The sequence below is a fragment of the Sinorhizobium mexicanum genome (assembly GCF_013488225.1).
In the GTDB taxonomy this organism is placed as follows: domain Bacteria; phylum Pseudomonadota; class Alphaproteobacteria; order Rhizobiales; family Rhizobiaceae; genus Sinorhizobium; species Sinorhizobium mexicanum.
Map to the genome: position 1 here is coordinate 1786439 of NZ_CP041241.1, position 24654 is coordinate 1811092.

Consider the following 24654-nt stretch of genomic DNA (forward strand, 5'->3'; position numbering starts at 1 on the left):
GATGAAAATCGGCCTGAACACCGACGGCTTCGCTGCGCTTTCGCTGGAAGCATGCCTGGACCGCGCCGTGGAACTCGGGTTCGCCTGTGTCGAATACGGTCTCGGCGGCTGGTCGAGCGCGCCGCATGTCGACATTGCCGAATTGCTTGCGAATGCCACGGCCCGCGACCGGCTTCTCGGCATGCTGCGCGACCGCAATCTCGAAATCTCCGCGCTCAACTGTTCCGGGAACCAGTTGCATCCGGGCGAGAGCGGGGCGAAAGACATGAAGCTCGTCTATGACGCGCTGGATCTCGCGCCGCTGCTCGGAGTCCGGCGCATCGTCATGATGTCCGGACTGCCAGAGGGCGGGCCCGGTGACGCCTGTCCGAACTGGATCACCTCGTCCTGGCCGCCGGAAGCGATGGCGATGCTCGAATGGCAGTGGTCCGAGCGCGTCATTCCCTTCTGGAAGGATTTTGCGGCAGCGGCGGAGAGGAAGGGGCTCCGCCTGTGCGTCGAGCTGCATGGCCGGCAGGCCGTCTACAATGTCGAGAGCTTCTTTCGGTTGCGCGACGCCGTCGGCCCGGCCGTCGGCGTCAATTTCGATCCGAGCCACCTGATCTGGATGGGCGGCGATCCGGTTTCGGCGATCCGCGCACTCGACGACTGCATCTACCATGTCCACGGCAAGGACACGCGCATCGAGCCGCGGGCCCGCATCGACGGCCTGCTCGATCCGAAGCACGTGGTGCCAGCTCACGGCCGGTCGTGGAATTTCGCCTCGCTCGGCCACGGCACGCCGGTCCGGGGCTGGCTGGAGATCCTTACGGCGCTGCGGGAAGTCGGCTATGATGACGTGATTAGCATCGAGAACGAAGACTACGCCCTCGATGCCGACAAGGCCGTCGCCACCTCCGCGGCGACGCTGCGCTTCTGCATCGAGCAGCTAGGTGGCTGACGCCATCCGATCGCGCTTCAATTCTTCCAGAAGACCGGCGTCAGAATGACGAGCAGGGTCAACACCTCAAGACGCCCGAGCAACATCATCAGCGAGAGCAGGTAAAGCGCCGGATCCGACAGCGTTGAAAAATTGCCCGCCGGCCCGATGATCGGCCCCAACCCCGCTCCGACATTGGCAAGCGCCGTGGCCACGGCCGATGCCGCTGTCACCATGTCATAGCCCAAGGCTCCCATCACCAGGCTGCCGGCAGCCCATATCACCATGAAGGTCGAGAAGAAGAGGAAGACGGCGCGCTGCAGGTCCGCGTCGACGACCGTCGTGCCATAACGCACCGAGTATACCGCGTTCGGATACAGGAGCCCGTAAAGGCCGGCTCGGATGGATTTGAAGATGATGATGAAGCGATAGGCCTTCATGCCGCCGGCGGTCGAGCCGGAACAGCCGCCCATGAACGTGGCGGCGAAGGCCAGCGCCACGATGAACTCTCCCCACAGCATGTAATCGTCGCTGGCAAAGCCGGTCGTCGACAGGATCGACGAGACCGTGAAGAACGAATGCGCGAGCGCAGCGTACATGTCGGTGCCGTTGACCAGCCGCTGATAGAGGGTCGCGGCAATGGCGAAGGCAGATAAATAGGACAGGAAGACGATGATCTGGGGGTCCCTGAGCGTGTCCAGCCGGCCTCGGACGACAAGGACAATCATGATCGAAAACGGCAGGCTGCTGATCGTCATGAAGAAGGATGCTGCCCACAACAGCGGCAGGCTGTTGTAATGGCCGAAGGATGCGTCATGGGTGGAAAAACCGCCGGTCGCGATCGTCGACATGGCATGATTGATCGCGTCGAAGCGGTTCATGCCGAGCGCGCCGTAGGTGACGGCGCAGACGAGCGTAAAAAGCACGTAGACGAAGACGAAGGCACGGGTAAAGGTGACGATGCGCGCAAACGGCTTGTCGGTCGTGTCGGAGGATTCCATCTTGAAGAAGGACATGCCGCCGACCCTGAGATAAGGCATTACGAAGAGGCCGAGCGCGACGATCCCGATCCCGCCCAGCCAATGCAACAGCGAGCGCCAGACGAGAATGCCCGGCGGCGCGTTGTCGAGGCCAACGATGACGGTCGACCCGGTGGTCGTGATTGCCGAAACCCCCTCGAACAGCGCCTCGGCGAAATCGAGATCGAGCGAGGAAAGCCAGAACGGCACCGTTCCGACCAGCGAAGCCACGAACCACAGCAGATTGACGAGAAGAAAACCCATCTTCCTGTTGAACGGCGGAGGCCCGGCGCGGGTGGCGGCAACCGTCAACAGACACAGGCCGCCCGTCAGAAAGGCCGAGACGGCGAACACCTTCCAGTCCGGATGGCCATAGACGAGATCCACAAATGCGGGAATGAGCATCGCGATCGACAGATAGAGGCCGGCCAGCGCGGCGATATTGATGGCGGACCGGTAAATCGTTGCATTCAACGGTTCGTTCCCTTCGCGCTGCCGGCGGCCGGCGCGTCGATTCTCTCTCCGACAATCGGAATACCCGCTGGCTCCGCCGCAGGCAATGACTGCAGCCGGCCGCGCTTGCCCCATGCTTTCGGCATCAAGGCAGCGATCAAACGCTCAGGGGGTGAGGAAAATTGTGCGCGGTCTTCCGCTTGCATCCTGGTCTAGGGTTAAAACTCAATCAGCCTATTGATGGCGTTTGATTTCCATGATTCTATTCCGAAATGACGGAGGTGAGGCATGGGAAGCGAATTCTGGCTAAGTGATCAGCAATGGTCCGTGATCGAACCGCTGCTGCCGAAGAACCGGCCCGGTGCGCGCCGGGTCGATGACCGCCGCGTCATCAGCGGCATTGTCCATGTGTTGCGTGTCGGCTGCCGTTGGCAGGATTGCCCGGCCGTCTATGGCCCGCCAACCACGATTTACAACCGCTTTCATCGCTGGGCCGGCCGCGGCCTGTGGCAGAAGCTGTTTTCGGCCCTGGTCGCGGCCAGTCCATGCGATATGCAGATGATCGACAGTACCACCGCGAAGGTCCATCGCTCCGCCGCTGGTGGAAAAGGGGGGCGCAGACGCAGGCGATTGGTCGCTCCCGCGGCGGCCGGACGACGAAAATCCACGCCGTCGTAGACGGGCGCGGCCGGCCGCTCGGCCTGCAGATCTCGCCGGGGCAGATGGGCGATGTGCGCGCCGCCGTGCCGTTACTCCAGCACCTGCCACCCGCCTATTTCCTCGCCGCCGACACCGCTTACGACAGCGATGCCCTGCGCCAGTATCTGACCGCACGCGGCACCATTCCGGTCATTCCCAACAACCCGACCAGAAAGCGCCGCCATCCCTTCGATGCAACGGCCTATCGCCAGCGCAACGTCATCGAGCGGATGTTCTGCCGTCTCAAGGATTGGCGGCGGATCGCCACCCGCTACGACAAGCTCGCCACAAACTTCCAGGCTGCCGTCCACATCGCCGCTATCATCATCTGGTGGACCAATTGAGTCTGGAGCCTAGAGCAATTCCAGGAAAAGTGTGTAACGGTTTTCCGTCCGGAATTGCGTAGTTTCAAAGAGTTAGATCATTTCACTGTTTCAATGAATCAGTGAAATGATCTAACTTGTCGACGCAGCCCGCGATGCCTCTAATCCGTCGTCTCGCGAAGGAGCGGCCTTCGCGGCTCCCTGCCCGCGAGCAAGTGCGGCCACCTGTTCCGCCACGAAGATGGCGTGGTCGTTGACCTGTGGCAGCCCCATCAGTTCCCCGAAGGTGCCGCGGGCGAGCGGTCCGGCGATGAAAAGCGTCTCCATCTCCCGGCCCTCACTGTCGAGCGCCCGGCTTGTCTCGCTGCATGCAACGCCAAGCCCGACGGCATCCGGCTGCAGGTAGCCGTCGGCTGAAAGCGTTTCGAGCCAGGGCTGGCTCTTCAAGACGGATTTGTGTGCCGGCCCCGTCGTGATCACAACGGCATCGACACTCCAGTGCTCGATCCCGGCTCCGTGGCGCCGCCGGAACGTCGCGGCGATCTCGTCGCCGTTTCTCTCGAGCCGATCGATCCGGCCCGCCAGAATGCGGATGCCGCCCGACTGCAGTCCTGCTCTGACGATAGCATCGATCTGCGGCGCGATGCGAAAGCGATGAACGTCCCAGAAGGGGCGCAGATGGCGTATCAGCCGCCGCCGTTCCGTGAGTGGCAGGCCGCGCCAGATCTCTCCGCCTTGGCTGCGCAGTGCATCGAAGACCGCATGCCACGAAAAGCCGTCAGCCTCGGCGTCGGCAACAGCCCGCCGTACGCGCACCAGCAGGTCTGTCGCCGTTCGCGATGGCGCCCCAGTGAAGTCTCCATAGGGCTCCTGGGCTTGGGCCGCGTGCCCGGCCGAGCGGAGGCCGCGCCGGGAAAAGGCGGTGATCGGCCCGGTCCGCCCGGTGGTGCGCAAGGAAGCGATGACATCCGCCGCCGTGAGGCCGGTACCGATGATCAGGACGTGGTCGTCAGGGCGGATGGCCGCCAGAGCCCCAGGCGCCGTGGTATCCGCCACATAGCGTGGGTGCCCCTGCAACACGCTGTCGATGCCCGCCGGTGCCGCAGGGGCGGGATGGGTGGTTGCGATCACCAGTATGTCGGCGCGAAGCGTGGTGCCGGCGTCACCCCGGATTTCCCAATCTCCACCACGCCGCTCAACGCTGATAACCCTCTGCCGGTGGTGGACGATGCGGCCGTTGCCGAGGTGCGGCGCCACGGCATCCGCGACATAGCGGCCGAAAAGGCCGCGGCGCGGATAGAGATAGCCGTCCGCCGCCTGTGCATCCCTGTCGTCGCGCGGCTCGCCGCGAAGCTCCATCCAGCGGATGAAATGGTCGGCGTCGTCCGGATCGAGACTCATGCGCCCGGCCGGCACATTGACGCGATGCGCCGGATCATCTGTGTCATAAGCAAGACCGCAACCGAGACGTTCGCGCGGCTCGAAGACGGCGATCTGCCATCCTTCCATGCTCTTGTCGCGTGCGAGAGTTGCCGCGACGACCGCTCCGGTAAAACCGCCGCCAATCACACCGACCGTGGGGCACCCCCCGCTTACGAAAGTCACCTCGCGTCCCTCCGCTTCGGCAAGGGCACCCCGGCGATCTTCTTCGCCACGCCCTCGGGAGGCTCTCCCCATGCCAGGTATTTGTCAATGCTGCGCCGCCACCTGCTGCCCGACCGTCGGACGAACCGCCGAAATAGAGCGGCGGATGCCAGTTCCACCGAGTTTGACGAAGGGCTTTGCACGTCCTCAGGCGCCCGTCGCCAGCACCTTTCCGGTTGGCCTGCCATCGTGGCCACCCTGCCGCTTGGAAAAGCTGAAAAAACAATCGGTAAGACTGCTTGCAGGTGTGCAGGACCGCTTGCCATCGAAGATGATTTGAGGGAACATTTTAGAGCTGGCCCTTGAGGCCTGGGCGATCTCCGGCGAAAGGAGAATACCATGCCTCTTAAGTTTCTGATTGCAGCGATAGCGCTCTTGGCACTTTCTGGATGTGCAAGCACCGGTACAGGTGACGTCAACACGACCTATGCTCAATGGCAGGGCGCCTATCCCGAGCCTGAATTTGCCGCGAGCGAGACGGGTAGCATTCGAATCCCCTACTAGGCCGTATTCATCGCCCTCACATCCGTCATGGGGCGCTCGGTCTCGTGACGGATCACCGACTTCCACATTCATGAACACACAGCCCGCGAGGGTCGATGACGTCTTGAACGTCGAATCGGCTTCGGCATTCCGTCCCAGATAGCGCCGCTTCAAAGAGTTAGAGCGTTTCACAATTCCAACGGACTGTGAAACGCTCCTGGTATGGACGTCCCCATGCCCTGTGGAAGGGGCCGCATAAGACTACAGCGCCGCGCGTCTTATCAGACGCGCAAAGGACGCTGCAGCACTTTGAATTGCCGCATGTTTTTATCCTTAGATCGGCTATGATTTAACGAAACATGCAGTAGCCCGCTCAGTGTAGCCCGAACTCGCGGAGCAGATCCTTGCGGTACCGGACAAAACCCGGCTCGCTGCGATCACGTGGCCGGGCGAGATCGATCTCGATGATCTTCGGGTTGCTGTCCTTGCTCTTCGGAAGAACCAGGACGCGATCTGCGAGGTAGACCGCTTCCTCAAGATCGTGGGTGACGAGAACCATCGTCACGTTCTCATCCCGCCATATTCGCTCCAGCTCCTCCTGCATCGTCAGCTTGGTCATCGCATCGAGCGCGCCAAATGGCTCGTCAAGCAGCAGGATCTCCGGCCGGACCGTCAGCGCTCGCGCGATACCGACCCTTTGCGCCATCCCGCCCGAGAGCTGCTTGGGATAGGCATCCGCAAATTCGGCCAGTCCCACCAGGGAGATGTAATGGCGCGCGCGCTCCGTGGCGTGACGCGCATGGCCACCCCTGACCTCCAGCCCGAACGCGACGTTCTCGAGAACCGTCTGCCAGGGAAGCAGGCGTGGCTCCTGGAAGATGACGGCGCGTTCGCTGCCAACGCCCGCGATCGGCTTGTTGTCGATCAGCACCTTGCCGGCGTCCGCGGCCTCGACGCCCGCCAGGATGCGCAGCAATGTGGTCTTGCCCGATCCGCTGGCCCCGACGATTGCGAGGCATTCGCCCGAGCGGATATCCAGGTTGACGTTCCTGAGAACCCTGAGCGAACGTCCACCGATCTGGAAGGATTTCGAGAGATCGCGCAGCGCGATCTCCCCTTTTTTCAAAGTCTGGACATCTCCCATGGCTGGACCTCAGTTTGCCGCAGCGCTGGCGGTGGTCTGGAGCAGAAGATCGGACGCCTTGTACTTGCCCTGGGGCAGGCTGCCCTCGCGCTCGAGAACGCCAATCCAGAAATCGAGATCTCGTTCGGTCGCACGCGCGCCCGGCCGCAACCCGAAGCCGGTCCAGTGCTTGGCGAGTGCGCCATTCTCACCGCGTTTTTCAAGAATTTTTGCAAGCAGCGCCCGGGCTTCTTCCGGATTCTCTCTCGACCAGTCGGCCGCACGTGCAGACTGGTCGACAAAGCTCCTGGCCGCTTCCGGGTGTTCTTCGACAAAGTCGCGACGAAGAACGGCGAAGCCACCGGCAATCTCGCCAAGGACGTCAGTATCGTCGAAGATTGCGCGTACGCCGCCATTGTCGACGATCTGGCCGTTGAACGTTGCCTGCCAGTATCCGACCGCAGCGATGTCCACCTGCTTCGAGCGTAGCGTCTGCTCCAGTTGCGGTCCCGGCACGGCGACGAGGTTGGCGGCATTCTGCGGCAAGCCCTTGCTGTGCAGCGCTTCCCGTACCGCGTAGTCGAGGTGGGCGCCGAGCGTGTTCACCGCAATGGTCTTGCCGGCGATATCCTCGATGGATCTGATCGGGCTGTCTTCGAGCACGTAGAAGATGCTCTTGACCTGTTCGTTGATGCCGTTGGTCGGATAGGCGGCGACAAAATCATTGCCGCTGGCGATCGAGTTGATGACGGCCGCGGTCGCCGCGGAGCCTATGTCGACGCTGCCGGATGCGAGCCCGAAGAGCGACTCCGGACCGCCGCTCGCATAGCCGACGTTCTCGAGCTTGATGCCCGTGCCGTCGAAGTAGCCAAGTTCGGCTGCGAGCTCGTGCGCCGATATGCTGCCATGGCTGGCAAGGTAGCGCAAGGTCACTTGGTCGGGCGACTGCGCCGTCGCAGATCCGGAGAGACCGATGGCAAACAGGGTGCCAAGCCCGAGAGAGCGAATGGAGATGGTCATTTGTTCGTCTTTCCTGGTTGGAGAGTTTATGTCGAGCACTCCGCTAGATCGAAACATCACTCCAGCGGCAGAGGCGGCGCTGCGCGAAGACAAGCGCGTAGTTGGCGATGAGCCCGAGCCCGGCGAGGATGAAGATCGCCGCGAACATCAGCGGTATCTGGAAGTTGTACTGAGCGTTCATGACCTGGAAGCCGACGCCCTTGTTGGCGCCGATCATCTCTGAGGCGATCAGCAACAGCAGCGCGGTGGTGGCGCTCAGCCGCAGGCCGACGAAGATGGCGGGAATGGCTCCGGGCAGGACGACCCGCCGGAAGACGGTCGGACGGGACGCTCCGTAGACACGCGCCATTTCGATCAGCTTCGAATCGACTTCCTTGACCCCGCTGATCGTGTTCAAGAGCAGCGGGAACAATGTCGCCCAGAAGATCACGAAAACCTTGGATGCCTCGCCGAGCCCGAGCAGCAGGATGAACACCGGATAAAGCGCCAGCGCCGATGTCTGCCTGAAGAGCTGAAGGATCGGATCGAGCGCCTGTTCGATCGGGCGCACCTGCCCCATGAACAGGCCGAGCGGTATCGCCACCGCGACGGCAGCAACGAATGCCAGGCCGGATCGTTGAAGGCTGATGGCGATATCGTCGAGCAGGGCTCCGCCGAAGACGCCTCTCCACATGGCAGAAAGGATCGCGTCGATCGGCGGGAAAACGGCCGGATTGATCCAACCGCTGCTGCTGGCGGCTTGCCAGAAGACGAGAAAGGCAGCCAGAAGTCCGTAGCGCGACAGCCAGTTTCGAAGTTTTACGCTGGCCCGCTGGAGATATTCTTCCGCTTTGACGCCACCGGCGCCGCGGTTGGCGAGGATTGATCTGTCGACGTCCTGCAAGCTCATCTGCCTGCCCTCCTTTGGCGTTTTATTCCGCGGCCTGAACGGCTCCGCGCGATTGCGTCCATGGATTCTCCGGTCTGGGGAGGCCGAGGTTTTCGCGAAGCGTGCGGCCCTCGTATGCGGTCCGGAACAGCCCCCGGCGCTGCAGTTCGGGGATCACCAGGTCGACAAAGTCGTCAAGCGCCCCGGGAAGCCACGGCGGCAGGATGTTGAACCCGTCCGCCGCTTCGTTGCGGAACCATTCCTCGAGTTGGTCGGCGACCTGCTCGGCGCTGCCGACGACGGTGTAGTGACCTCTCGCCGTCGCGATCCACTGGTAGAGCTGCCGGATCGTGAAGCCGTGCTCGTCGGCAATCTTGCGGATCAGCGCCTGGCGGCTCTTCATGCCTTCGGTCTCCTGGCTGACGGGCAGCGGACCGTCGAGCGGATATCCCGTCAGGTCGAGCGTTCCGCCGGTCAACCCATTGAGCAGGGCGACGCCGTCCTCTGGAACGATGAGCTCGTTCAGCCGCTCGTACTTGCTGCGCGCCTCTTCCTCCGTGCGGCCGACGAAGGGTGCGACCCCTGGCATGATCAGCACGTACTCGGGGTTGCGTCCTGCGCGTCGGACACGCGCCTTGATGTCCCGGTAGAACTCCTGGGCGGAAGTGAGATTCTGATGGGCGGTGAAGATCACTTCCGCCGTCGCAGCCGCGAGCCCGCGTCCGTCTTCGGATTGTCCCGCCTGGACGACGACGGGGTGTCCTTGTATCGGGCGAGGTGCGTTGAGCGGCCCCTTCACCGAGAAATGCTTGCCCCTGTGATTGATATCGTGGACACGTCCGGCGTCGAAGAAGCGGCCGGTCGCCTTGTCACGGATGAAGGCGTCGTCCTCCCAGCTGTCCCAGAGGGCTTTCACCGTTTCGACATGCTCATGGGCGCGCTCATAGCGCTCGGCATGGGTCGGTTGCGTTTCCCTGTTGAAGTTGCGAGCCGTCTCATCACCCGCCGAAGTCACCACGTTCCACCCCGCCCGGCCGTTGGAGAGAAGGTCGAGAGACGCGAATTTGCGGGCGAGCGTATAGGGCTCCTCGTAGGTTGTCGACGCGGTCGCGATGAAGCCGAGATGCGTCGTGAACGGTGCGAGTGCGGCAAACAGCGTGACCGGCTCGAACCCCGCAATCTTGGCGTTCCCGCCTTCACGCCCCCCGAGCCCGACGGAGAGATTGTCCGCTAGAAAATAGGCGTCGAACAGGCCACGTTCGGTCGTCTGCGCGAGCTTCTTGTGGAACTCGAAACTTGTCGCCCCGTCAGCCGGAGCCTCCGGGTGTCTCCAGGCGGCGATATGCTGGCCGCCGCCGGGCAGAAAGGCGCCGAGTTTGATCTTTCTGGTCATTGAGCCCTCCGAGGGTTTTCAGCCGATCGGCCATGAATGGCGTTTTGATTCACGATGTCCTGTGTCCAGCGCGGCGCGCTAAGCGGCGATGCTCCGCCGGTCGGAGCGTCCCAGCACGCGCGTTGTTTCGTCGACCGCCAGCCCGACCCGCGCATGGATCGCTTCCGAGATCAGGGCGCCCTCCTCGAAATCCTTGTCCGACGCGTAGATTGCCGTCGGCATTGCCAGTGCTTCAAAGAAGCCGAACAGCGGGCGCAGCTGGTGCTCGACGATCAGCGAATGACGCTCGCCGCCGCCGGTTGCCGCAAGGATGACCGGCTTGCCGCGTAGCGACGAGGGATCGAAGAGGTCGAAGCAGTGCTTGAACAGTCCGGTATAGCTGCCTTTGAACGTCGGAGAGCCAACGACCAGCACGTCGGCCGTGATCGCCTGGTTGACGATGTATCGCGCTTCCGGAGCGAGATCGTCCAACCGCCTTGCATGTGGCAGAGAATGGCCGAAGTCTTCTATGTCGAATGTCTGTGCCGAGGCTCCGACACTCAGCGCAAGCCGATGAACGATATGATCTACGAAAGTCCTTGTTTTGGACGGGCGCGTAATGTTTCCCGAGATTCCGACCACTCTTTTATCCGGCATCGTAGACCTCCGTCGAAGCCGTTTCAGATGTCATCGTCTAAATCTATAATTTTTGTGAATTATAGCAACGGAGTTCTATTCCGCGTCGCCAGAGGGGAAGAGTTTGCCATGATACGGCGCCTGTTTGCGGCCATCTTGGCGGCAGGTGAGCCGCGGACTTTTCGCGGAACACGCGGGAGTCCGCCGTGTGCCCAGGTAAAGCGGCACTGCATGCGCTAAAACCGCTGCGCCGTTTCAAGAACTGGAAGGCCTCGACTTGCGCAAGACATGATCCGAGGGAATCGCAGTCGGGGGACCACGGATGACAGAGTTGCCCCTGAGCTGCCAGGGCAGCACCCCCCTCTGCCCTGCCGGGCATCTCCCCCACAAGGGGAATGGCAAGCGGGCCGCACAAAGGACGCTGTAGGTCTTTGAATCTGCGCATCGTGCTTTCCGAAAATCGATTGCGATTTTCGGGCCGATGCGCTCACGACTGTCTGCGGGGGCGTTCAATGCCCCTGTGCAGGTGGCATTGAATTGGGTCACATCGGCATTTGCGATTTCGCTGTCGGCCAGGGGGCCTTGCTTCTGGCCAATCTCCCCCCTTGTGGGGGAGATGCCCGGCAGGGCAGAGGGGGGTGTCACACCCACTCTCCAATTCTCGCGGCCACATGATCCGGCCCGGTCTAGACTGAGCGCGTGAGGCCGCCGTCGACGCGGATGTTCTGTCCGGTGATATAGGCCGCGCCCTCGGAGGCAAGGAACGCAACGGTCGCGGCAATCTCCGCGCTCGTTCCGTAGCGCTTCATGGGCACGCTGTCGCGACGCTCCTCGGTCGCAGGCAGGCTGTCGATCCAGCCGGGCAGAACGTTGTTCATCCGGATATTCTCACCCGCATAGGTGTCCGCGAAAATCTTGGTGTAGGCGGCGAGCCCGGCACGGAACACCGCTGACGTCGGGAACATGGCGCTCGGTTCGAACGCCCATGCGGTGGAAATATTGATGATCGCTCCGGACTTCTGCTTCTGCATCACCGGCATGACGAGGCGGGTCGGCCGGATTACGTTCAGAAGATACGTGTCCATCCCGCGGTGCCAGTCTTCGTCGGTGATTTCGAGGACCGGAGCGCGCGGGCCATGACCGGCGCTGTTGACCAGCACGTCGATGCGGCCCCACGTGCTAAAAGCGAGGTCGACAAGCCGTTTCAGGTCCTCATTCGACTGGTTCGAGCCCGTGACCCCCAGCCCGCCGAGCTCCTTTGCCAGCGCTTCGCCCTTCCCCGAGGAAGAAAGGATGGCAACCTTGTAGCCATCGGCCGCGAGCCTGCGTGCCGCCTCCGCTCCCATGCCGCTCCCACCTGCCGTAACCAGCGCGACCTTTTCTGTAGCCATGTCATTTCCTTTCATGAAGTTCGTTCAAGAGTCCCGCGAATTTTGACATAAACGCTGCGCGGCAACTAAATAGAAATACACGCACGAGCCTGTAGGAAAACTGTTGGATGGCTGATGGAAAGAGCCCGGGACAAGTTCCCGCCGCTCAACGCGCTCAGGATGTTCGAAAGCCGGGCGCATCAAGCCAGAAGTCATCATGATGAAGGGGCGGGTTCTCCCGGCCTCCCGCCTGCGGTAGCGTCGGACGGAATCCGTCAGCCTGCATCATCCAGAGCGCTCGCACCGCAGCGTTACGCCACCGCCTGAGCACCGGTAATCTCGACCAGGCTGCCGCACATGAAGGCGGCCTCATCCGAGGCGAGGAACGCGACGAGGGCGGCCACTTCCTCGGGTTTTCCGATGCGCCCAAATGGCACCAGCTCGTCGAGATCCGCGATCGTGCGACCCGAGCGCTTCACGCCCGCCTCCAGCATGGGCGTATGGATCTCGCCGGGGCAGACAGCATTCACGCGGACTTTCTGGGGGGCGTAGTCGCGCGCAAGATTCTGCGTGAAGGCGGCAACTGCAGCCTTGGTCGTATTGTAGGCAATGTGGTTCGGAGCGGGATGAAGACCCCATTGCGATGCGGTGTTGACGATCGCGCCGCCGCCCGCCTCGATCATGTGCGGCAACGCGGCACGGCAGAGGTGGAACATGGAGTCGAGGTTGACGGCGAAGCTCACCTGCCACTCGTCGTCGGTCAACGACAGCAGATTGCCCCGTCGATTGACGCCGGCATTGTTGACGAGGACGTCGATACGCCGACGAAGGGCGAAGGCCTCGGAAACAAGCCGAAAGCAGGCCTCCTTCTGCGAAATGTCAGCGGCGATCGCGACGGCCGAACCGCCGGCGGCCTCGATTTCGGACGCCACTATGTTGGCCGCCTCACCATTTCCGTCGGAAACGACGACAAGCGCGCCCTCGTCCGCCAGCCGCCGCGATATGGCGGAACCAATACCGCCGCCGCCGCCCGTCACAACTGCAACCTTGCCGTCGAATCTCTTCATGATCCCTCCTCTGGTTTATCGAATGTAGCTGCCGCCATTCACGTCGAGCGTCGCGCCGTTCAGCGAGCGCTGCGACGGACGCAATGCGAAGGCGACGAGTTCGGCGATTTCCGAAGGTTGGGCCATCTCGCCGAGCGGAATGTCGGCGACGGCGGCCTGCTTGCCGAATTTCTCAACGAAGTTGTCTGCCATGTCCGTCTGAACCCAGCCTGGGGCAATCGCGATCGCCACGACGCCGTCGCCGGCGAAGCTGCGCGCGATGGACTTCGTAAGATTGATGAGCGCCGCCTTGGTTGCTCCGTAGGGCAAGGCATCGGCGGCGTAACCACGCTGCCCGGCGCGGCTCGCCATGTTGATGACGCGGCCGCCGCCGTGCGCCTTGAAATGCCTAATCGCCTCCTTGCAAAGGTCGGCCGCCGCAAAGAAATTCACCTGGAACTCCTTCTTCCACGCATCGACCCAGGCTTGCGGATCCGCATCGATCGTGACCTCTGTGCGGATGCCGGCGTTATTGACCACCGCGTGGATCCGCCCCGCCAGCGTCTCGGCCTGCCGCCAGAGCTGGAATGCACCGCCTGGCTCAGAAAGGTCCGCCTGTACCAGGAATCCTTCGCCGGAGATCCGAGCAAGCAGGGCTTCGGCGCCGGTCCTGTCCCGGCCGAAGTGGATGATGGGACGTGCGCCGGCCTCCGCGAGACCCGTCACGATGGCCGCACCAATACCGCCCGACGCACCGGTGACCAGTACATTCTGCCCAGCGAGAGGTTTCATCGGCATCGCTTTCTCCTTTCTCATCCCAGCTGATCGACCCGCGGCCCCCAACTGTCGGAGAGCGCAAAGCCATTCCTGAATGGATCGTCATTCGAAAGCCGAAGCTGTTCGCGGCCATAGATCCAGCCGCGCCCGGTAATCCGTGGCAACAGGGCGGGCCTGCCGCAAACCTCGGTCTCACCTATGGCTTCCGCTATGAACTCGCCGCCAATGATCGAGCGCGACACCCGCCGGTCTCCGGCTGAGACCTGGTTGCGCGCAAACAGCGTCGCGAGGTTCGCCGAGCTTCCGGTTCCACACGGCGACCGGTCGACCCGGCCCGGCTTCAGCGTCGTGCAGGTGCGCACGGCGCCATCCGGCTCGCTGCCCCGGAACATCACATAGGCAATCTCGTCGACACCGGTCAGCTGCGGATGTCTGACGGCGACCTGGTCCGCCAGAAGCGACTTCAGCTCGATCCCCGCTTCGGCCAGATAGCGTGCATTGGCGGGCGCGATTTCGACGCCGATCTGATCGACGTCGACGATTGCGTAATAGACGCCGCCGAAGGCGATATCAGCCTTGATGCGGCCCCAGCGCGGCGTCTCGATCACGCGGTCCAGCGCCTCGGCGAAACTCGGCACATTGTCCAGACTGACGGAAAGGCAACGCCCCTCCCGGCAGATGGCCCGCGCGACGATCAGCCCCGCGGGCGTGTCGAGCCGGACGATCGTTTCCGGCTCCCGCATAGCAACCCTGCCACCCTCAAGCAGCGCGGTGACGACACAGATGCAATTGCTTCCGGACATCGGATGGGCACGGTCCGCCTGCAGCACGATGAAGCCGGCATCGGCGCCGGGCCTTGTCGGCGCGACGACGAGGTTGACCGACATGGCGACGCTCGCGCGCGGCTCGAAGGTGACGAAGCGGCGGAGACTGTCGTCGACGGTGTTGATGTAGTTCATCTTGTCGAGCATGGTCGCGCCGGAGATTTCCGGCGCGCCGCCGACAATCACCTTGCCGATCTCGCCCTGGCAATGGACCAATAGCAGGTCAAGCGAACGGTCCCAGTTCATGGAGATGGGCCCCTTCATTTGATGTACCATCGCCATTTCTCGCCGGTGGCAAAGCGGGTGATCTGCTTGGTCTCAAGATAGTTCTCGAGGCCCCAGCGGCCGAGTTCGCGGCCGATGCCCGACTCCTTGTAGCCGCCCCAGGGCGCCTCGGTGAAGGTCGGCTGCGAGCAGTTGATCCAGACGATGCCGGCGCGGAAGCCGGCGGCAATCCGCTCGGCGCGGACATCGTCCTTCGACATCACCGCCGCGGCGAGCCCGAAGCGGGAGTCGTTCGCAAGCGCGATTGCCTCTTCTTCCGTCGAGAAGGGCCGGATGCAGACGACGGGTCCAAAGATCTCCTCGCGCCAGGCGTCGCTGTCCAAGGCCACGTCGGTCAGGATCGTCGGCTCAAGATAATAGCCCTTGTCGAAACCCTCCGGACGGTTGCCGCCGCAGGCGACCGTCGCACCGGCAGCTTTTGCCGCCTCGATCGCCGCGAGAACTTGTTCGTAGTGGCGTCCCGAGACGAGTGGCCCGAGAAGCACGCCCTCTTCAAGACCGTTGCCGATCCTGATCTTCTTCGTTTCCTCGACGAGCCGTGCCAGCAGGCGGTCATAGATCCCTTCGTGGACGAGGACCCGCGACGTCGCGGAGCAGACCTGACCCTGGTTCCAGAAGATACCGAACATGATCCATTCGACCGCCTCATCGATGTCTGCGTCGTCGAATACGACGAAGGGCGACTTGCCGCCGAGTTCGAGGCTGACACGCTTGATGTCGCGGGCCGCCGCCGCCATGATCTTCGAGCCGACCGCACCGGAGCCGGTGAAGGCGAGCTTGTCGACTTGCCTGTGGTCGATGATCGCCTGCCCGGCGACCGAGCCGGCCCCGGTGACGACGTTGAGGACGCCGGGCGGCAGGCCTGCCTCGTCGGCGATCGCTGCGAGTTCGAGCGCCGTCAACGAGGTGACTTCCGCCGGCTTCAGCACGACCGTGCAGCCGGCGGCAAGCGCAGGCGCAACCTTCCAGGCCGCCATGAGAAGCGGGTAGTTCCACGGGATGATCGCACCGGCGACGCCGATCGGCTCCTTGACCGCCTTCGACGTGAACCGGGCATCAGGCAACGTGATCGGCTCTTCCGGATTGTTGTCGAGCTCATCGGCGAGCCCCGCATAGAAGTCGAAGCAACCGGCCGCATCGGCGATATCCCAGTCCGCCTCCGCAAACGGCTTGCCGTTATCGATCACTTCGAGACGGGCGATTTCCGCCTGACGGGCGCGGATACCGTCGGCGATGGCGCGCAGGTATTTGGCTCTTTGTGCACCGGACAGCTTCGGCCAGCCATCCTTGTCGAAGGCGCGGCGTGCCGCCTTCACGGCAACATCGACGTCCTTCGCCGTTGCCGCGGCGACCTTGTGGATCACTTCTTCTGTCGCCGGATTGACGACGTCGAACGTCCTGCCGTTTGCGGCCGCCATCCATTTTCCGTCGATGTAGAGTTTGCTGCGCATTGTTCGCTCCATTGATTCCCACGCGGGCCGTCAGAATCGGTCGACGCGGTATGGTTTGAGATCGATCGGGGGTTGGACGCCCGTCACAAGATCGGCGATGAGCCTCCCGGTCGTCGCCGCATAGGTGAGGCCCAGATGCCCGTGGCCGGTCGCGTAGAAGAGGCCGCGATGTTTCGCGGAAGCGCCGATGATCGGCACCGTATCGGGAAGTGCCGGGCGATGGCCCATCCACTCCGTGGTTTTCTCCGCCCGGAGACCCGGCAGGGCCTCCTGCGCCCGCTTGACCAGCACCTTCGCCCGCCGGTAGTCCGGCGCGGCGTCGAGCCCGGCCATTTCCACCGTGCCGCCGACTCGGATGCCGCCGGCGGTCGGCGTGACCATGAAGGCGCGCGCCGGCCAGATGATCGAGTGACGCATCGAAATGCCGGGCGCCATGATCTGGGTGTGATAGCCGCGCTCGGTCTCGAGCGGGATCGGTTCGCCGAGAAGCCGCGCCAGCCTGCCGGTATAGGCGCCGGCGCAAAGCACGATTTGAGACGCGGCGATCGAGCGACTATCCTTCAGGCGAACGGCCTTGACGCCATCACCGTGATCGAAGCCGACGACCTCGTCTTGCTCGATCCTGCCGCCGAGCGCCCGGAACGCCTCCCTCAGTTTCAGGAGAAGCCGATGCGGGTCGCGGATCGAACGGTTATCGGGAAAGAGGATCGCCTTCGCGATCTTCGACGTCAGCGCCGGTTCGAGGTCGCGGATGGCGTTGCCGTCGAGGACTTCATGGCGCAAGCCGAAACGTTCGAGCACCTCGATATGCTCCCTGTCCGCCCTGAACTCGGCCTCATCCGCATAGAGGCTCAGGCACCCTTCCTCGGTCAGCATGTCGGATAGGCCGGTCGTCTGCAGCAGAGGCGTCAGGTCTTCGTAGACACGACGACAAAGTACTGCGCCTGCAGCCTCCAGTTCCTTCACCCGCGACGGACGGCTCGCTTCCAGAAACCGGAGAAACCACGGGGCGAGCTTCGGCACATAGAAGGGACGGACCCGCACCGGCCCCTCCGGATCGATCAGCCATTTCGGCATCTGCGCCCAGACCGAAGGGCGGGAGGCGGGCATGAACTCGGTGACCGCGATCGATGCCATGTTGCCGTAGGAGGCGCCCTTGCCATCGAAATCTCGCTCGATGAGAACGACGTCTTTTCCGCGGCGTCGAAGTTCATGGGCGATCGTCGTGCCGATGATACCGGCACCTACGACGACGACAGGACCCTCGTTATTGCTCGTCATGTTTTCTGCTCTCGGACTGGTGCGGTCGTCATACTGTGGTCATCCAGGTGTCGGCCACCGTGAAGCCCTGGGGATACGGATCGGTCGGGTCCATGCCCATCTGGCAGAGCCCGGTGATCCAGGCCTGGCCGGCGATCGCCGGTATGACGGCGTCGTACCTCCCGACAGTCGTCAGGCCGTCGATCGTGCAGGTGAAGCGGCTGCCGGTGATCGATTCATGGATGAGTGTTTCGCCGGGCTGGATCAGCCCCTTGGCGTGAAGGAGCGCCAGCCTCGCCGACGAGCCGGTGCCACAGGGCGAGCGATCGCAACGCCCCGGCGAGACGACGACGCAGTTCTTCGAGATGAGCTGGCCATCCTCCCGCCGAAGCGGCCCCATGAACTGTGTGTTGGTGATGCCCGATATGGCCGGGTTCTCCGGATGCTCGACAGCCAACTGCTCGGCGGCCGCGAATTTGAGCTTCTGCCCGATTTCGCAGAGCTCGCGGGCTTCCGAGGGGTCGATCGAGAAGCCGAGATCGGCGGCGTTGACCATCGTGTAGGTCATCCCGCCATAGACGACGTCGATCCGGACGGCGCCCAAACCGGGAACCTCGATCTTGGCGTCGAGGTGGTAGCAGAAGGCCGGCTGGTTCACGAGCCGGACGCTCGTCACCTTGCCATCGGCGCATTCGCAACGCACCTTGATCAGGCCTGCGGGAGACTCGAGCGTCAACTCGGTGACCGGCTCGTGCATCGGCAGGATCCCGGTCTCGAGCAGCGCCGTCGCTACGCACATCGTGTTCGAACCCGACATCGCCGGGTATTCGGTGGTCTCCAGGATCACATAGCCCATGTCGGCTTCGCGGTGGTTGGACGGGAGCACGATATTGGCATTGTGCCAGACAGCCCCGCGCGGCTCGAACAGCACCATCTTGCGGATGGCGTCCATGTGTGTTTCGAGATGAACCCGCTTGTCGAACATGGTCTCGCCGGGAACCTGACCGACGCCGCCGACGATGACCTTGCCGCTTTCGCCTTCGGCATGGCAGTCAACGACAGAAAGGACTTTGCTGAAGCGCATCTCTCTAGCTCCTTGGCCTTGCACAGTTGTCGAGGCGCCGCTTCCCTGAATGCCGAACGGCCGGGACCCGGCGCCTTGGCAAGGGATTACCAGTTCAGGATCGGCTCCATAGCCGTGCGGAATTCGGCCTTTTCATCGTCAGTCAGCGGTCCGAGCGGCGCGCGGCACTCACCCATGGGCAGGCCCTGAAGCTCGCAGCCATACTTGATCTTCTGCACGAACTTGCCGCTTTCGAGGATGTTCATCGCGCGGTAGAGCGTTTTCATCTGGGCACGCGCCTTGTCGAGATCACCGGATTTGAATGTTCGGTCGAGATCGCAGCACGCCTTGGCCATGCAGTTCGCCGGCCCGCAGATCCAGCTCTCTGCGCCCCAGAACATGAAGTCGAGTGCGATATCATCCGAGCCGGAAACCAGTTGAATGCGGCCGTCGTAGCGGCTGGCGATGTCGATTGCGCGCTGCAAGACCCCCGAGCTTTCCTTGATGCCGATCACGCGCGGATTGTCGGCGAAGTGGTCCATCAGCTCGAAACCGATGTCCGAGCCATCCTTGGCCGGATAGGAATAGAGGACCAAGTTCACGTCCACGGCATCGAGCACGGTTTCATAATGCCGGATCAGTTCTGCTTGCGTGGGGCGAGTGTAGAACGGTGGCGCGAGCAGCACAGTGTCGTAGCCGATCTCCTTGGCGATCGCCGTCTGCTCGATAACCTCGCGGGTGGCGGGCGCATTGGTGCCGGCGATCAGAATTTCGCCCGGTTTGGCAAAGTCCTTGACGAATTGCAGCACGTCGCGGCGCTCTTCCGTGGACTGGCTGAAATACTCGCCGGTCGATCCGTTCGGAACCCAGCCGGTAACGCCGGCATCACGCAGATGTGCCAGAAGCTTTTCGAAAGCCTTGAAGTCTATCCTGTTGTTCGCGTCGAACGGGGTGATGAGGGCGGGCATGACGCCAGAGAGTTTCATGAAGTATCTCCTTTCGAAAGAATTCGGTTCAGATCGCGAGTTTGGCGAGCACGCGCCGCTCGACGAGCGTGACGGCACGGGTCAGCGGAAACGCGATCACGAAGTAGATGAGAGCGACGACGGTCAGCACCTCGATAGGCCGCGCCGTATTGTTGGAAATGTTCTGGCCGACGAACATTAGGTCGGCCATGCCGACGGCGGAGACGAGCGCGCTTTCCTTGAACAGGCTGACGCAGTTCGACAGCAGCGTCGGAACGGCGCGGAGCACCGCCTGGGGCAGGATGACGCTCGTCACCTGGACGCGGCGCGAAAGACCGAGCGCGACGCAGGCGTCGAGTTGCTCCGGCCCGATTGATTTCAGCGAGGCCCGAAAGGTCTCGCTGGTGATCGCGCCCATGTAGAGCGTCAGTGCGATCACACCGGAGGTGAGATTGGAGAGTTCGACGCCGAGGATCAGCGGCAGGCAGAAGAAGATCCAGAAGAGCTGGACGAGCACCGGCGTGCCGCGGAAGAACTCGACATAGATACTGGAGACCGCGCGCAGGATGGCGCTGCGCGATGTGCGGGCAAGGCCGATGAAAAAACCGAGGCTGCAGCCGAGAACGACACAGATCAGCGTCAGCTTGATCGTCATCCAGAGACCGAGCGCGAGCGCTTCCTGGAAACGAAGGACAATGGAGAAGTCGAGAGCCATGGGTCTTCTCCTCAGCTCATCATCAGTTGGCGGCGACGTTCGAGGTAGCCGACGATCTGCGAGACAGGGAACGAGACGGCGAAGTAGACGAGCGCGACGATGGTGAAGGTCTCGATCGGCCGATAGGTCTCGGTCGCAAGCGTCTTCGCCTGGTACATGAGGTCCTGCACGGCGACGATGGCGACCAGGGCGGTTTGCTGGAAGATGCCGATGCCATTGGTGAGCAGGACCGGTATCGACGCCCGAACCGCGGTCGGCAGGACGATATAAAGGGTGCGCTGCAGCGGATTGAGACCGAGCGCGATACCGGCGTCGAGCTGTTCGCGCGGAACGGCCTGGATCGCTGCACGATAGGCCTCGGCGTTGAACGCCATCAGGTTGAGGCCGAGCGCCAGGATGCCCATCGTCATCGAGCCGAGAAAGACGTTGAACAGCATCGGCACGCAGTAGAAGAACCAGACGATCTGCACGATCGCCGGCGTGCAGCGGAAGAATTCGACGAAGAGCATCGCCGGCAGCCGGATCGGGGCGAAACGGCTCATGATAAGGAGCGCCAGCGGAAAGCCGAGCACCACGCCGATTAGATTGGCGGCGACCGTCAGCTCAAGGGTGACGATCAGTCCATCCCAGAGCGGTCCGAAGGCGATGGACTGGAAATCGAAGGAGTAACCCATCTCACCCTCCTAGTGCCGGATATGGAAGACGCGATCGATGAATTCTTTCGTCCGCTCTTCCTTGGGCGAGCCGAGAACCTGCTCCGGTGGGCCGTCTTCGACGACGACACCGCCGGCGCAGAAGATGACGCGTGAGGCGATGTTCTTCGCAAACCACATGTCGTGGGTGACAATCATCATCGGCATGTCCTGCGCGGCAAGCTGCAGGATGACCTGCTCGACTTCGGCCACGAGCTCGGGATCGAGAGCCGAGGTCACCTCGTCGAACAGCATCAGCTTCGGATCGAGCATCAGTGCGCGGGCGATCGCCACGCGCTGTTTCTGCCCGCCGGAAAGCTGCGCCGGGTAAGCGCCCGCTTTCGCACCAAGACCGAAACGCTCGAGCAGCGCCTGGGCACGTTTGGTGGCACTCGCCTTGTTTTCACCCCTGACCTTGCACGGTGCGAGGATCAGGTTCTGGACGACGTTGAGATGCGGAAATAGCGTGTAGTGCTGAAACACCATGCCGATCGAGCGCCGTACCTCGGTGTCGATCACCGTTTTCCTGTCGGTTCCCGCGGACGAGATATAGGGCTTGCCGCCGAAGCTGATCGAGCCGCTGTCGATTTTCTCGAGTCCCATCATGACCCGCAGCAGCGTGCTTTTGCCGCCGCCGCTCGGGCCGATGACGACGACCCTTTCACCGGGCTTCATTTCGATGTCGAGACCCTTGAGAACCTGGATATGCGGTCCATAGCTCTTGTGAAGGGACTGGATTTTGACAAGGGGGGCACTGAAGGACATGGTCATTGCCGATCTCACTGGTCAAAAGAAGGGATGAGAGTGGCCGGGCAAACGGTGGCCGCGCCCGGCCCCTACAGCGCCGCGTGTTTCACTCGACGCGCAAAGGTCGCTGTAGCACTTTGAATTGCTGCATATTTTTCCTTAAGTCGGCTACGAGCTAAGGAGAGACACGCCGTGTCGTCACTGCGTGCTCTTCAGCACCTGATCGACAGCCTTGCGGATCAGTTCGTCCACGTGACCGGTCGCGACCTTCTCCTCGAGGAAGATGTTCACCACCTCGATATCAGCGCCTGACAACTGATGTGGCAGACCGAAGGCGACGCCCTGCTTCGCCAGCGCCGGCTTCGGATTGAGCGCGACCGCCCAGTCAGGGTTCGATTGCGTGAAGAGCTGGTTGGTGTCGGAGGCATCGACGAGAATGTCGGCGCGTCGCGATACGACGGCGAGGCGCGTTTCGTCATTGCCCGGCAAACGCAGGATGGTTGCGTTTTTCACGGCGGCGGTGATCGCCTTGTCCTGGGCGGTGCCGGACATGACCGCCAGCGTTACGTCTTTCTTGTCGATGTCGGCGACCGAGGTCGCGCCGCCCGGAACCTTCGGGTTCTCCTTATTGTAGGCAAGCGAGATCTGGTACTCCATTGCCGGAACGGAGAACTGCACGGCCATGGCGCGGGCCGGTGTCCTGTTCAGCGCGAGCGAGACATCCCATTTTCCCGCCTGCAGACCGGCGACTATGTTGTCCCAGGTCGTATCGACGAATTCCGGCTTGACCTTGAGGGCGTCGGCGAATTCGCGGCACAGGTCGGCGAAGAAGCCCGAATATTCGCCCGTTGCCGGGTCACGCATGACATAGGGCGGGGCGACGGCCGCGCCGCAACGAAGGACACCTGCATTCTGCACGCCTTGCCAATAGCCATCGGCCGTTTGGGCGGAAGCAGCGGTGGTTGAAAGACCAGTGATTAGGGCAAGCGCAGGCAGCGCCCGCAGCACGGGCGAAAGCATCTTCGACAGCATCGTCAGTTCCTCTGTTTGACGTGCGCGTAACGCGCGGTTCCTCTCGTCGGCTTCAGCCGATCTTCGCTTTTGTGTCGTCTTCGTGTCGACACGACAATTAATGTCGTCTTCGTGTCGACAAAGTCAAGCGGAAAAATTACATTGTCAGCGCAGGAGCAATCTGGCCTTATGCGTCCGGACGACGGAAAGGGACCTAAGTGTCTGACGAAGCAGAAACCAAGCGAGCCAAAGGGACGGGCTGGAAAAGCGTCTACGAGACGTTGAGAAACGAGATCCTGGCGCTCACACTCCCCCCCGGCCAGCTTCTTGACGAGAATACGCTGGCCGAACGGTTCGATATGTCCCGCTCACCCGTCCGTGAAGCCTTGATCAGGCTCGCGGGCGAGGAACTGGTGGTCACACTATCGAACCGCAGCACGATCGTGGCCCCGATCGAGGTCGCAACGTTTCCGAAATATGTGGAGGCGCTCGACATCGCGCAGCGCATGAACACCCGTCTTGCGGCGGAGCTCAGGACCGATATCGACCTGAAGGCCATCGCCAAGCGTCAGAAGGAATTCGAGGCGGCCGTGAAAACCGGAAATCACCTTCAGATGTCCGAGGCGAACAAGCAGTTCCATATGGCGATCGCCAGGGCCGGCAAGAATCCGTATCTCGCGTCCTTCTACGAACGGCTCCTCAACCAGGGCCAGCGAATGCTCCATCTCCATTTCGAGTATCTGGAGCGGACGCACGAAGGTTACCTGTTGACGGACGAGCACAATCTGATGCTCGAGGCGATCCGGGCGAAGAATGTCGATCTCGCAGACGAGCTGGCACATGCCCACACGCGCCAGTTCCAGCAGAACTTCATCAATTTCATGCGCGAGAACTACACGACGGATGTATCGCTCGGGCGGCGGAAGGCAGCAGAATAGATGCGTATCGGTTTCGTCGGCACAGGTGCGATTACCGAGGCGATGGTGACAGGCATCGTCGGCGCCGGGCTCGGTATCACGGAGATCCACGTCTCGCCTCGCAATCGGGAGATTGCCGCCCGGCTCGCGAGCCGGTTTCCTTCGGTGCGGATCGCCACGGACAATCAGGAAGTGGTCGATGCGGCGAACATCCTGTTTCTCGCGATTCGGCCGCAGATCGCGGAAGAGGTGATCGGCGGGCTCGCATTCCGGAAGGGCCAGGCGGTCGTCAGCGTCGTCGCGGCGACGGATCGTTCCACGCTCCTGAGCTGGATCAAGGAGGACGTGAACCTCACGCAGGCGATCCCGCTGCCCTTCGTGGCCGAACGGGAAGGCGTGACCGCAATCTACCCGCCCCACCCCGAGATCGCCCAAATCTTCGCCGCGCTCGGCAGCGCCGTCGAATGCGAGACGAAAGAGGAATACGACCTGCTCGCCGTCGCCAGCGCGCTGATGGGCACCTATTTCGGGATCCTCGACCGGGCGACCACCTGGATGGCGGAAAAGGGCATGGCGAGCGAGAAGGCACGTGCCTATCTGGCGCCGCTCTTTGCCAATCTCGCGCAGACAGCTGTCAGGACCGGTCAAACGCCGCTCGACATTCTCAGACGCGAGTTTTCGACGCCGGGCGGTTTGAACGAGCAGATGTTCGAAGACTTCCATCGTAGCGGCGGGAGCCAAGCATTGATCGGCGCCCTCGAAGGCGTGCTGGAGCGCGTTCGCCGCTAGAAAAACGCCGCTCGACGACTTGCAGGCTCCCCTCCGAAAGGGCGGCTCGGCGGCATTCCGGCAGCGCGGCTTCGGCACGTCCCGGTAGCTCTGACTGGACGCAGGACGCGCCGGACCAAAATAATGCCGATACCGGGCACCCCGAGGTGAGCGCTCACAAGAATGCCGGTTCGGATCAATCTG

The 24654-nt window shown here is 62.5% G+C and carries 24 protein-coding genes; 5 read left to right on the forward strand and 19 right to left on the reverse strand.

All coding sequences use genetic code 11. The annotated features are described in order from the left end of the window. The first annotated feature begins 1 nt into the window (after nt 1). Entirely contained in the window at nt 2-940 is a 939-nt protein-coding gene (locus FKV68_RS32235; RefSeq protein WP_180942951.1) for a sugar phosphate isomerase/epimerase family protein, read from the forward strand. A 17-nt stretch (nt 941-957) separates the two neighbouring features. On the opposite strand, the gene FKV68_RS32240 is transcribed toward FKV68_RS32235, so the two are convergent. Continuing rightward, on the reverse strand, nt 958-2412 hold the full coding sequence (locus FKV68_RS32240; protein ID WP_180942952.1) for a TrkH family potassium uptake protein: 1455 nt from the start codon (nt 2410-2412) through the stop codon (nt 958-960). Between the two features lie 267 nt (nt 2413-2679). Between FKV68_RS32240 and FKV68_RS32245 the strand changes: the two genes are divergently transcribed. Beyond that, a protein-coding gene (locus FKV68_RS32245; RefSeq protein ID WP_180938120.1) for an IS5 family transposase occupies nt 2680-3434 on the forward strand; the annotation gives its coding sequence in 2 pieces (ribosomal slippage) (nt 2680-3010 and nt 3010-3434; 756 coding nt in all). Nucleotides 3435-3545: 111 nt separating this feature from the next. On the opposite strand, the gene FKV68_RS32250 is transcribed toward FKV68_RS32245, so the two are convergent. After that, a complete protein-coding gene (locus FKV68_RS32250) occupies nt 3546-5090 on the reverse strand; it encodes an FAD/NAD(P)-binding protein (protein ID WP_180942953.1) in 1545 nt (514 codons plus the stop codon). Nucleotides 5091-5396: 306 nt separating this feature from the next. Here FKV68_RS32250 and FKV68_RS32255 point away from each other — a divergent pair, with 306 nt between their 5' ends. Then, nucleotides 5397-5561, forward strand: a complete 165-nt coding sequence (locus tag FKV68_RS32255; protein WP_180942954.1) for a hypothetical protein — start codon at nt 5397-5399, stop codon at nt 5559-5561. A gap of 352 nt (nt 5562-5913) precedes the next feature. Here FKV68_RS32255 and FKV68_RS32260 read toward each other — a convergent pair whose 3' ends face one another. The 17 genes from FKV68_RS32260 to FKV68_RS32340 form a co-directional block, all read right to left on the reverse strand. Then, entirely contained in the window at nt 5914-6684 is a 771-nt protein-coding gene (locus FKV68_RS32260) for an ABC transporter ATP-binding protein (protein WP_180942955.1), read from the reverse strand. A 9-nt stretch (nt 6685-6693) separates the two neighbouring features. Beyond that, a complete protein-coding gene (locus FKV68_RS32265) occupies nt 6694-7683 on the reverse strand; it encodes an ABC transporter substrate-binding protein (RefSeq protein WP_180942956.1) in 990 nt (329 codons plus the stop codon). Nucleotides 7684-7726: 43 nt separating this feature from the next. Then, nucleotides 7727-8572, reverse strand: a complete 846-nt coding sequence (locus tag FKV68_RS32270) for an ABC transporter permease (RefSeq protein ID WP_180942957.1) — start codon at nt 8570-8572, stop codon at nt 7727-7729. A 22-nt stretch (nt 8573-8594) separates the two neighbouring features. Then, nucleotides 8595-9944, reverse strand: a complete 1350-nt coding sequence (locus FKV68_RS32275) for an LLM class flavin-dependent oxidoreductase (RefSeq protein ID WP_180942958.1) — start codon at nt 9942-9944, stop codon at nt 8595-8597. Between the two features lie 78 nt (nt 9945-10022). After that, entirely contained in the window at nt 10023-10580 is a 558-nt protein-coding gene (gene msuE / locus FKV68_RS32280; RefSeq protein WP_180942959.1) for an FMN reductase, read from the reverse strand. 665 nt (nt 10581-11245) lie between these two features. After that, entirely contained in the window at nt 11246-11950 is a 705-nt protein-coding gene (locus FKV68_RS32285; RefSeq protein ID WP_180942960.1) for an SDR family oxidoreductase, read from the reverse strand. 290 nt (nt 11951-12240) lie between these two features. Next, on the reverse strand, nt 12241-12996 hold the full coding sequence (locus tag FKV68_RS32290; protein WP_180942961.1) for an SDR family NAD(P)-dependent oxidoreductase: 756 nt from the start codon (nt 12994-12996) through the stop codon (nt 12241-12243). Nucleotides 12997-13011: 15 nt separating this feature from the next. Then, on the reverse strand, nt 13012-13773 hold the full coding sequence (locus FKV68_RS32295; protein WP_180942962.1) for an SDR family NAD(P)-dependent oxidoreductase: 762 nt from the start codon (nt 13771-13773) through the stop codon (nt 13012-13014). 14 nt (nt 13774-13787) lie between these two features. Continuing rightward, nucleotides 13788-14822, reverse strand: coding sequence for a proline racemase family protein (locus FKV68_RS32300; protein WP_180942963.1), 1035 nt, complete (start codon nt 14820-14822; stop codon nt 13788-13790). A 14-nt stretch (nt 14823-14836) separates the two neighbouring features. Continuing rightward, nucleotides 14837-16312 carry an aldehyde dehydrogenase family protein gene (locus FKV68_RS32305; protein WP_180942964.1) on the reverse strand — a complete coding sequence of 492 codons (1476 nt, stop codon included), beginning with the start codon at nt 16310-16312 and terminating at the stop codon, nt 14837-14839. Nucleotides 16313-16342: 30 nt separating this feature from the next. Beyond that, nucleotides 16343-17593: an NAD(P)/FAD-dependent oxidoreductase gene (locus tag FKV68_RS32310; protein ID WP_180942965.1), complete on the reverse strand. Its 1251-nt coding sequence runs from the start codon at nt 17591-17593 to the stop codon at nt 16343-16345. 28 nt (nt 17594-17621) lie between these two features. After that, a complete protein-coding gene (locus FKV68_RS32315; protein WP_180942966.1) occupies nt 17622-18656 on the reverse strand; it encodes a proline racemase family protein in 1035 nt (344 codons plus the stop codon). Nucleotides 18657-18742: 86 nt separating this feature from the next. After that, nucleotides 18743-19621, reverse strand: coding sequence for a dihydrodipicolinate synthase family protein (locus FKV68_RS32320; protein WP_180942967.1), 879 nt, complete (start codon nt 19619-19621; stop codon nt 18743-18745). 28 nt (nt 19622-19649) lie between these two features. Next, nucleotides 19650-20315 carry an amino acid ABC transporter permease gene (locus FKV68_RS32325; RefSeq protein WP_180942968.1) on the reverse strand — a complete coding sequence of 222 codons (666 nt, stop codon included), beginning with the start codon at nt 20313-20315 and terminating at the stop codon, nt 19650-19652. Nucleotides 20316-20326: 11 nt separating this feature from the next. Continuing rightward, the gene (locus tag FKV68_RS32330; RefSeq protein WP_180942969.1) at nt 20327-20989 is read right to left on the reverse strand and encodes an amino acid ABC transporter permease; all 663 of its coding nucleotides are present in this window, start codon (nt 20987-20989) and stop codon (nt 20327-20329) included. Between the two features lie 9 nt (nt 20990-20998). Further along, complete coding sequence (locus FKV68_RS32335) at nt 20999-21778, reverse strand: amino acid ABC transporter ATP-binding protein (protein ID WP_180942970.1); 780 nt, start codon at nt 21776-21778, stop codon at nt 20999-21001. Between the two features lie 174 nt (nt 21779-21952). Then, on the reverse strand, nt 21953-22786 hold the full coding sequence (locus tag FKV68_RS32340; protein WP_180942971.1) for a substrate-binding periplasmic protein: 834 nt from the start codon (nt 22784-22786) through the stop codon (nt 21953-21955). Nucleotides 22787-22983: 197 nt separating this feature from the next. Here FKV68_RS32340 and FKV68_RS32345 point away from each other — a divergent pair, with 197 nt between their 5' ends. Together FKV68_RS32345 and FKV68_RS32350 are read left to right on the forward strand one after the other, a co-directional pair. Beyond that, nucleotides 22984-23703 carry a GntR family transcriptional regulator gene (locus FKV68_RS32345; RefSeq protein ID WP_180942972.1) on the forward strand — a complete coding sequence of 240 codons (720 nt, stop codon included), beginning with the start codon at nt 22984-22986 and terminating at the stop codon, nt 23701-23703. Next, nucleotides 23704-24471, forward strand: a complete 768-nt coding sequence (locus tag FKV68_RS32350; RefSeq protein WP_180942973.1) for a pyrroline-5-carboxylate reductase — start codon at nt 23704-23706, stop codon at nt 24469-24471. The last annotated feature ends 183 nt before the right edge of the window (nt 24472-24654 follow it).